Source organism: Streptomyces sp. NPDC048254 (assembly GCF_043201895.1).
GTDB lineage: Bacteria > Actinomycetota > Actinomycetes > Streptomycetales > Streptomycetaceae > Streptomyces.
In genome coordinates this window covers 437,001-447,377 of record NZ_JBICZJ010000004.1, presented here as the reverse complement: position 1 = coordinate 447,377, position 10,377 = coordinate 437,001, and the positions used below count along the sequence as shown (strand labels likewise).

1 protein-coding gene is annotated in these 10,377 nt (G+C 73.3%); it reads right to left on the bottom strand.

The window, feature by feature from the left end:
• Positions 1–5 precede the first annotated feature (5 nt).
• Positions 6–10,373, bottom strand: a complete 10,368-nt coding sequence (locus tag ACGFZQ_RS14615) for an SDR family NAD(P)-dependent oxidoreductase (protein WP_393840652.1) — start codon at positions 10,371–10,373, stop codon at positions 6–8.
• Between the last annotated feature and the right edge of the window lie 4 nt (positions 10,374–10,377).

The window sequence follows — 10,377 nt, the reverse complement described above, 5'->3', positions numbered from 1 at the left end:
CTTTCTCACCCTTGGTCGGCGCCGAGGCCGTCGACGAGGCCGAACAGTTCGTCGTCGGAGGCCGACGACAGGTCGTGCTCCGGTGCGGCGCCGGACTGCTCCTCGCCGCCGTACTTGGCGAGCAGCGCGGTGAGCCGCATGCGCAGCTTCGCCTGGTCCACGGCGCCGGGTACGGCACCGGCCAGGGCTTCTTCGAGCTGGTCGAGCCCGGCGAGCGGCGAGCCGGCCTGTGCGCCGTCGGCCGCGGGCATGGACGTGTGCAGGTGCGCGGCCAGCGCCACCGGGGTGGCGTACTCGAACACCACCGCGGCGGGCAGCCGGATGCCGGTGGTCTCGGACAGCCGGTTACGCAGTTCCACCGCGGCCAGCGAGTCGACGCCGAGTTCGGCGAAGGTGCGGTGTTCGGCCACGGCGGCCGGTGAGTCGTAGGCCAGCACCCTGGCCGCTTCGGCGCGAACCAGCTCCAGGAGCGCCTTCTCGCGGTCGGGTCCGGACAACGCGGCCGGCACGGCGGCGGGTGCGGAGCTCACGCCGTCGGCCGTGGCCATGGCAGCGGTCGTGGCGGGCGTTTCCCGGACCAGGCCGCGCAGGACCGCCGGGACCGGCCCGCCTGTCCGTAGGGCCGTCCGGTCCAGGCGCATCGGGGCGAGTACCGGTTCGTCGACGGTACGCGCGAGGTCGAACAGTTCGAGCGCCTCGGGGGTGGTCAGTGGTCGCAGCCCGGCGCGGGCGATGCGGGCCAGGTCGGCACCGGACAGTTCGCCGGTGATGCCGCTGCGCTGCTCCCACAGCCCCCAGGCCAGCGAGGTGGCCGGGCGCCCGGCGGCGTGCCTGGCCCTGGCCAGCGCATCCAGTGCGGCGTTGGCCGCCGAGTAGGCGCTCTGCCCGGCGGCGCCGAGCACCCCGGCGGCGGAGGAGAACAGCACGAAGTCGGTCAGCTCGCGGTCCCGGGTCAACTCGTCCAGCCAGCGCGCGCCCAGCACCTTCGGCGCCAGCACCGCCCGCAGCCGCTCCTCGGTGAGACCGGTGACCAGACCGTCGTCCACCACCCCGGCCGCATGCACCACCGCCGTCACCGGATGCTCGGCCAGCAACGCGGCCACCGCATCCCGATCGGCCACATCGCACGCCACCACCGCCACCTCGGCACCCAACTCACCCAACTCGGCGACCAGTTCGCCGGCGCCCGGGGTGTCCGGGCCCCGGCGGCCGGTGAGCACCAGTTCGCGCACCCCGCAGTCGCCGGCCAGATGACGGGCGAGGGCCGCACCGAGCGCGCCCAGGCCCCCGGTGATCAGCACCGGGCCGCCCGGGTCCCACGTGGTGCCGTCCCGGTCGGTGATCCTGGACAGCGGGACATGGGACAGCCGCGGCACGAGCACCGCGCCGTCACGCACCACCAGCTGCCCGCCGGGCACGTTCCAGGCGACGGCGGGAATCCCGGCCCCGTCGGTGCCCGCGGTTGCCTCGGTGGCCCCGGTGGCCTCGGTTGCCTCGGTTGCCTCGATGCCATCGATACTGTCGATGCCGTCGGCGTCCTCGAAGTCGGCCAGCAGGAAGCGGTCCGGGTGCTCCTGCTGCACCGAGCGCAGCAGACCCCAGACCGCGGCGGCGGCCGGATCGGTGCGGGCGTTGCGGGTCCGCAGCGCCAGCCGGGCGCCGGTGCCGGCGAAGCGATCCTCGGCCAGCCAGGTGCGCACCGCGCCCAGCGCCCGGCCGGCCGCGGCCACCGGATCGGCCTCGGTCCCGGCCGCCAGCACCACCACCTCGGGCAGTTCCCCGTCGGGCAGTTCGGCCAGCTCGGCGCAGTCCAGCACGGTCGGTTCCGGGCCGCCCGGCAGGGCGGCGGGCACCAACTCCTCGGCGTACAGCGATTCATGGTGGCCGAGCTGTTCGGCCGAGACCGGCCGGACCGCGAGGGACTCGACGACCCCGACCGGGGCACCCGTCACGTCCGCCAGTTCGATCCGGGCCGCCTCGGCGGCGACCGGGGAGATCCGCACCCGCAGCGCGGACGCCCCGGTGCGGCGCAGCGCGATCCCGTTCCAGGCGAACGGCAGCAAGGTGCGGTCGCCCTCCTCCTCGTGCAGGTAGCGCAAGGCGTGCAGCGACGCGTCCAGCAGGGCCGGGTGCAGCCCGTAGCGGCCGGCGTCGGTCAGATCGGGCAGCTCGATGTCGGCGAGGATCTCGTCACCGCTCCGCCAGGCCGCGCGCAGGCCCTGGAACGCCGTCCCGTACTCCAGCCCGGTGGCGGCGAACTCGGCGTAGGCCGAACCGACGTCCAGCGCGACGGCATTCGGCGGCGGCCAGGGAGCCGGCGCGTCCTGAGGCGCTGCCGGCACCGAGCCGAGTACAGCTCGGGCGTAGCAGGTCCACGGGGTTCCGTCCTCGGCCGGGCGGGCGTGCACGGTCAGCGGCCGCTCTCCCGCCGCGTCCCGCGCACCGACCCTCATCTGCACCTCGACGGCACCGTCCTCGGGCAGCACCAGCGGCGCCTGGAGGGTCAGTTCGACGACCTCGCCGGCGCCGGTCTCCGCAGCGGCGTGCAGTGCCAGTTCGGCGAACACGCTGCCGGGCACGACGGTCGCGCCGAGCACGGTGTGCTCCCCCAGCCACGGCTGCGCCCGGGTGGCCAGCCGCCCGGCCAGCAGGAAACCGTCCTCTTCGGCGAATTCCACGGCCGCGTCCAGCAACGGGTAGCCGTTCCGGTGCTCCAGTTCCGCGCTGTCCAACCAGTAACGGCGGTGCTGGAAGGCGTAGGTGGGCAGGTCGACGGGGGCCGCGGCGGGCAGATACGACGCCCAGTCGACGACGCCGCCATGCGCATGGAACCGGGCCAACCCGGCCGCCACCGACCGGACTTCGGGCTGATCGCGCCGCAGCAACGGGATGAAGGCCGCCGTCGCGTCCTGCGCCAGACAGTCCGGTCCTACGGCGGTCAGCGCGGCGTCCGGACCGACCTCCACGAACCTCGTCACACCCTGACCGTGCAGGTGGGCAACCGCATCCGCGAACCGCACGGTGTCCCGGACATTACGCAACCAGTAATCGGCATCCACGGGAGCGGCGCAGACATCCACCGTGGACACGAAGGGGATGCTCGGAGCGGCGAAGGTGACCCCGGCGATCGCCGCCCGGAACCGCTCCAGCACCGGGTCCATCAACGGCGAATGGAACGCGTGACTCACCCGCAGCCGGGTATTCCGCCAACCCCGTACCCGCGCCTGCGCCGCTACAGCCTCCACCGCCGACTCGGCACCGGACACGACGACCGAGCGGGCGCCATTGACCGCCGCGACACCCACCTCGCCGGACAGGACCTCCGCGACCTCCGCCTCACTGGCGTTGACCGCGAGCATCGCCCCACCCGACGGCAACTCCTGCATCAGCCCGGCACGCGCACACACCACAGTGACCGCGTCATCCAGCGACAACACCCCGGCCACGTGCGCGGCCGCCACCTCACCCACCGAATGCCCGACCACAAAGTCCGGCACCACACCGAAGGACTCGAGAAGCCGGAACAGCGAGACCTCGACCGCGAACAGACCGCACTGCGCGAACAACGTCTCATCCAGCTCCGCGCCACCGCCGAGGACCACATCCCGCACCGGCCGCCCCAACACCGACTCCAACCGCGCACAGACGTCCTCGAAGGAAGCCGCGAACACCGGGTACCGCTCAGCCAGTTCCCGCCCCATACCCGACCACTGCGACCCCTGACCCGAGAACAAGAACCCCGTCAGCCCACCCCGATCGGCCAATACGCCACCATCCGCCAACTCGGCCAGCCCGGCGAGCAGTTCGTCCCGGTCCGCGGCCACCACCGCACCGCGATGCTCCAAAGCGGCCCGGGACAGCGCCGCCGCACGCGCCACCTCCGCAACGCCGACGCCCGGCTCGGCAAGCACGTACTCACGCAACCGCGCCGCCTGCCCCCGCAACGCCTCACCACTCCGCCCGGACACCAACACCGGCACCGGCAACACCGGTTCACCGACAGCTACCGGCTCGACAACCGGCGCCTGCTCGATGATCACGTGCGCGTTGGTCCCGCTCACCCCGAACGCCGACACCGCGGCCCGACGGACCTCCGTCTCCGGCCAGTCGATCGCCTCGGTGAGCAGCCGTACGTCACCGGCCGACCAGTCCACGTGCGGGGACGGTTCGTCGACATGCAGGGTTCGGGGCAGCAGGCCGCGTCGCATGGCCTGTACGACCTTGATCACGCCGGCGACACCTGCGGCGGCCTGGGTGTGCCCGATGTTCGACTTCACCGATCCCAGCCACAACGGCCGGTCGCGATCGGCGCCGTAGACGCCGTGCAGGGCCTGCGCCTCGATCGGGTCGCCGAGTGTGGTGCCCGTGCCGTGCGCCTCCACCACGTCCACGTCCGAGGGGGACAGTCCCGCTGCCTTCAGCGCGGCGCGGATGACGCGCTCCTGCGAAGGCCCGTTGGGTGCGGTGAGCCCGTTGGACGCACCATCCTGGTTCACCGCCGAACCGCGCAGCACGGCCAGCACCTGGTGACCGTTGGCACGCGCGTCGGACAGCCGCTCCAGCACCAGCATGCCGATGCCCTCGGACCAGCCGGTGCCGTCGGCGTCGGCGGAGAAGGACTTGCAGCGGCCGTCGGCGGCCAGTCCGCGCTGCCGGTCGAACTCGCGGAACGGGGTCGGGCTGGACATGACCGTCACCCCGCCGGCCAGCGCCAGGGTGGACTCGCCGGAGCGCAGCGACTGGGCGGCCAGGTGCAGGGCCACCAGCGAGGACGAGCAGGCGGTGTCCACGGTGACCGCGGGGCCGGTGAACCCGAAGGTGTAGGCGACCCGGCCGGTGGCGATGCTGCCCAGGTTGCCGTTGCCCAGGTAGCCCTCCAGCTCCTCGGGCACGTGCGCGAGCCGGGTCGCGTAGTCCTGGTACATCAGTCCGGCGAACACGCCGGTACGGCTGCCCCGGACGCCCGTCGGGTCGATCCCGGCGCGTTCCAACGCCTCCCAGGACAGCTCCAGCAACAGCCGCTGCTGCGGGTCCATGGCCAGCGCCTCACGCGGCGAGATGCCGAAGTGCCCGGGGTCGAAGCCGGCGACGTCGGCGAGGAATCCGCCCAGTCCGACCGGCAGGGCTCCGAGGTCCCAGCCGCGGTCGGCGGGGAAGGCGGAGATGCCGTCCCGGCCCGCGGCGACCAGGTCCCACAGCTGCTCGGGCGTGCCGACCCCGCCAGGATAGCGGCAGGCCATGCCCACGATCGCGATCGGCTCGTCCGCGGCGGCCGTGACCGTGAGCGCGGCGGGTTCCGGTGCGGTCTGCAGGTCACCGGCCTCCGCGAGGACGAACCCGGCCAGCGCGGCCGGGGTGGGGTGGTCGAAGACCAGGGTGGTGGGCAGCCGTAGCCCGGTGGCGGTGCCGAGACGGTTGCGCAGTTCCAGCGCGGTCAGCGAGTCGACGCCGAGGTCGGCGAAGGGCTGCTCGGCGCCGACCTGTTCGGCTCCGGCGAGGTCCAGCACCCCCGCGGCCTGGGTGCGCACCAGGTCCAGGGCGGCGCGGCGGCGCTCCGGTACGGGCAGCGCCCGCAGCCGGTCGGCCCAGCCGGACTGCTGGCGGGTACGGCGGCGGCCACGGACCAGTCCGGCGAACACCATCGGCAACGGGTCGAGCCGGTGCAGGGCCGGGGTGTCCAGCCGCATCGGCAGTACGGCCGCGTCATCGAGCCCCACGGCGGCGTCCAGCAGCACCAGGGCTTCCGCGGTGGGCAGGGCCGCGATACCGCTGCGGGCGATACGGGCCAGGTCCGCCTCGGACAGCTCGCCGGTGATGCCGCTGCGCTGCTCCCACAGCCCCCAGCCCAGCGAGGTGGCCGGGAGCCCGGCGGCGTGGCGCTGCCGGGCCAGGGCGTCCAGGTAGGCGTTGGCGGCGGAGTAGGCGGCCTGTCCTGCGTTGCCGAGGGTCGCGGAGGCGGAGGAGAACAGTACGAACCGGGTGAGGTCCCGGTCGCGGGTCAGTTCGTCCAGCCAGCGCGCGCCCAGCACCTTCGGCGCCAGCACCGCCCGCAGCCGCTCCTCGGTGAGACCGGTGACCAGACCGTCGTCCACCACCCCGGCCGCGTGCACCACCGCCGTCACCGGATGCTCGGCCAGCAACGCGGCCACCGCATCCCGATCGGCCACATCGCACGCCACCACCGCCACCTCGGCACCCAACTCACCCAACTCGGCGACCAGTTCCGCCATACCCGGCGCGTCAGCGCCCCGCCGAGAGGCGAGCACCACGCCACGCACCCCATGACGCTCCACCAAATGCCGCGCCACCAAGCCCCCGAGCGTCCCACTCGCCCCGGTGACCAACACAACGTCCCCAGCCGCCCAAGGAGCGTCGCCGCCCGCCTCCGTCACCCGCGCCAGCCGGGGCACGAACACCCGCCCCGCACGCAGGGCCAGTTGAGGCTCGTCGGTGGCCAGTGCCGCGGTCAGGTCGGCGTCCGTGACGGTGGGGTCGTCCGTGTCCAGCAGCACGAACCGGTCGGGCCACTCGATCTGCGCCGAGCGCACCAGCCCCCACACGGCCGCGGCGGCCGGGTCGGGCACCTCGTCGGCGGTGGCCGCGACGGCACCATGGGTGACCACGACCAGTCGGGCGCCCTGCGGGGGCTCCTCGGCCGACCAGCCCCGCACCCGGTCCAGTACGGCGGCGGTGCGCTCGGCCACGGGCATGTCCTCGACCCGGAACAGCACATCGGCGCCGGGATGGCGAGGGCGTCCGGTGCGGGCGGGCGTCCAGTCCAGCCGGTACACCGAGTCCAGCCCTGCGGGCGCGCGCAGTTCGCCGGTGAGGGCACGCAGCACCACGTGCTCGACGGTGCCGACCGGGGCCCCGCTGCCGTCGGCCAGGTCCAACCGGACCGCCTCGTCCCCGACGACGGTGAGCCGGACCCGCAGCGCCGTCGCGCCCGTGTCGTCCCAGCGGACCCCTCGGAAGGCGAAGGGCAGCCGCAGACCGTCGTCACCGCGCAGGGCGAGGGCGTGCAGTGCCGCGTCCAGCAGCGCCGGATGCAGGCCGAACTCCCCTGCCCGGGCTCGCTGTTGGTCGGGCAGGGCGATCTCGGCGAAGATCTCGTCGCCGCGCCGCCAGGCGGCCCGCAGCCCCTGGAACGCCGGGCCGTAGCCGAGGCCGGTCGCGGCGAGCCGGGGATAGAACCCCTCGAGGTCGACCGGCTCGGCGTCGGCCGGCGGCCACTGCACGAGATCCGCACCGACGCTGTCGTCGCCGCTCCCGGACAGCACGCCGGTGGCGTGCCGGGTCCAGGGCGCTGTGGAGCCCTCCGGCCGGGAGTGCACCTCGATACCGCGGCTGCCGGCGTCGTCGGGTTCTGCGACGACGACCCGCAGGGCGAGGGCGCCCTCGGCGGGCAGGACGAGCGGGACCTCCAGGGTCAACTCGTCCAGTCGGCTGTCCCCGAGCAGTTCGGCGGCGTGCCGGGCGAGTTCGACGAACGCGGTGCCGGGCAGCAGCACCGTGCCGGTGACCTGGTGGTCGGCCAGCCAGGGCTGGGCCCGCAGGCTCAACCGCCCGGTCAGGACGGTGTCGATGGCACCGGGCAGGGCGACCAGCGCGCCGAGCAGCGGATGCCCGGCGGGGAGCGCACCGAGCGCGGCCGGGTCGGCCGACTCGGCGTGCTCCAGCCAGTAGCGCCGGTGCTGGAAGGCGTAAGTGGGCAGGTCGACCGGGTCGGCAGCGGGCAGATAGCGGGTCCAGTCGAGGCCGCCGCCGTGTGCGTGGAAGCGGGCCAGTCCGGTGGGCAGGGTCACCGATTCCGGCTGGTCGCGGCGGAGCAGCGGCACGAACGCCGCGGTCGCGTCCTGCGGCAGACAGTCCGGTCCTACGGCGGTCAGCGCGGCGTCCGGACCAACCTCCACGAACCTCGTCACACCCTGCTCGTGCAGGTGGGCAACCGCATCGGCGAACCGGACCGTGTCGCGGACATTACGCACCCAGTAATCGGCATCCACCGGCGCCGTGTCGACATCCACCGTGGACACGAACGGAATGCTCGGAGCGGCGAAGGTGACCCCGGCGATCGCCTCCCGGAACCTGTCCAACACCGGCTCCATCAACGGCGAATGGAACGCGTGACTGACCCGCAGCCGGGTATTCCGCCAGCCCCGCTCCCGCGCCTCGCCCGCAACACCCTCCACCGCCGACTCCGCACCGGAGACGACCACGGAACGAGACCCGTTGACCGCCGCGATCCCGACCTCGCCGGACAGGACCCCCGCGACTTCCGTCTCGGTGGCATTGACCGCGAGCATCGCCCCACCCGACGGCAACTCCTGCATCAGCCCGGCACGCGCACACACCACAGTGACCGCATCATCCAGCGACAACACCCCCGCCACATGAGCCGCCGCCACCTCACCCACCGAATGCCCCACCACAAAGTCCGGCACCACACCGAAGGATTCGAGAAGCCGGAACAGCGAGACCTCGACCGCGAACAGACCACACTGCGCGAACAACGTCTCATCCAACCGATCACCGCCATCGAGAATCACCTCCCGCACCGGCCGCCCCGACACCGACTCCAACCGCCCACACACATCCGCGAACGACTCCGCGAACACCGGATACCGTTCGACGAGTTCCCGCCCCATACCCGACCACTGCGACCCCTGACCCGAGAACAAGAACCCCGTCAGCCCGCCACGGTCCGCCACCGCGCCAACAGCGCCCGGCCCGCCATCCGCCAACTCCCCTAGCCCAGCCAGTAGTTCATCCCGGTCCGCGGCCACCACCACACCGCGATGCTCCAGAGCGGCCCGGGTGGTGGCGATGGCGAACGCCAGCCGGGTGACGGTCAGTTCGGGGTCCGCCGCGACGAACTCGCGCAGTCGCGCGGCCTGGCCGGCCAGGCCGGTCGCGCCACGGCCGGAGAGCACCACCGGCACCGGGAGGGAGAGCACCGGCTGCGGGGCCGCCGCCTGCTCCACGTCCTCCGGCTCGGGAGCCTCTTCCAGGATCACGTGGGCGTTGGTGCCGCTGATGCCGAACGAGGACACCGCGGCGCGGCGCGGCCGTTCACCGCGTGGCCAGGGCACCGCCTCGGTGGCCAGCGAGAGGGTGCCGGTGGACCAGTCGATGTGCCGGGACGGGGTGTCCGCGTGCAGGGTCCTCGGCACGGTCTCGTGGCGCAGTGCCAGCACGGACTTGATGACTCCGGCCACCCCGGCGGCGGCGAGGGTGTGTCCGATGTTGGACTTCACCGTGCCGAGGAGCAGCGGCCGTTCGCGGTCAGCGCCGTAGGTGGCCAGGAGGGCCTGTGCCTCGATGGGGTCGCCCAGGGAGGTGCCGGTGCCGTGCGCCTCCACCACGTCGACGTCGGCGGGGGTCAGCCCGGCGGCGTTCAGGGCGGCGCGGATGACCCGTTGCTGGGAGGGACCGTTGGGTGCGGTGAGCCCGTTGGACGCACCGTCCTGGTTCACCGCCGAACCGCGCAGCACGGCCAGCACCTGGTGGCCGTTGGCCCGCGCGTCGGACAGCCGCTCAAGGACCAGCATGCCGACGCCCTCGGCCATGCCCATGCCGTCGGCATTGGCGGAGAACGCCTTGCAACGGCCGTCGGCGGCCAGCACCCGCTGGCGGCTGAACTCGACGAGCGGTCCGGGTCCGGCCAATACGGTCACGCCGCCGGACAGGGCCAGCGTGGACTCTCCGTTGCGCAGCGACTGCATGGCCAGGTGCAGGGTGACCAGAGAGGTCGAGCAGGCGGTGTCGAGGGTGATGGCCGGGCCCTCGACGCCGAGGGTGTAGGAGATCCGGCCGGAGAGCACGCTGGGGACCACGCCGGTGACCAGGTGTCCCTCGACGCTCGCGGGGGCGTGGGCAAGGCCGGTGCCGTACTCCTGGTAGTTCTGGCCGACGAACACGCCGGTGCGGGTGCCGCGCAGGGCGGTGGGGTCGATGCCGGCCCGTTCCAGTGCCTCCCAGGAGGTCTCCAGGAGCAGCCGCTGCTGCGGGTCCATGGCCAGCGCCTCACGCGGCGAGATCCCGAAGAAGCCCGCGTCGAACGCGCCGGGGTCGTCCAGGAAGCCGCCGCGCCGTACGTAGGTGCGGCCGGAGCGCTCCGGGTCCGGGTCGTAGAGGCCGTCGACGTCCCAGCCGCGGTCGGTGGGCAGTTCGCCGGTGACGTCCCGGCCCTCGGAGAGCACCTGCCACAGGTCTTCCGGTGAGCGGACCCCGCCGGGGTAGCGGCAGGCCATGCCGACGACGGCGATGGGTTCGGTACGGGACTGTTCGACTTCCTGCAGGCGGCGGTTGGCCTTGCGGAGGTCGACCATGACCCGGTTCAGGTAACCGCGCAGCTTCTCTTCCTCGGACATGTGC

Excerpts from the sequence above, each read along its gene's own strand:
- ACGFZQ_RS14615 (WP_393840652.1), bottom strand. The coding sequence starts at position 10,373 with ATGTCCGAGGAAGAGAAGCTGCGCGGTTACCTGAACCGGGTCATGGTC.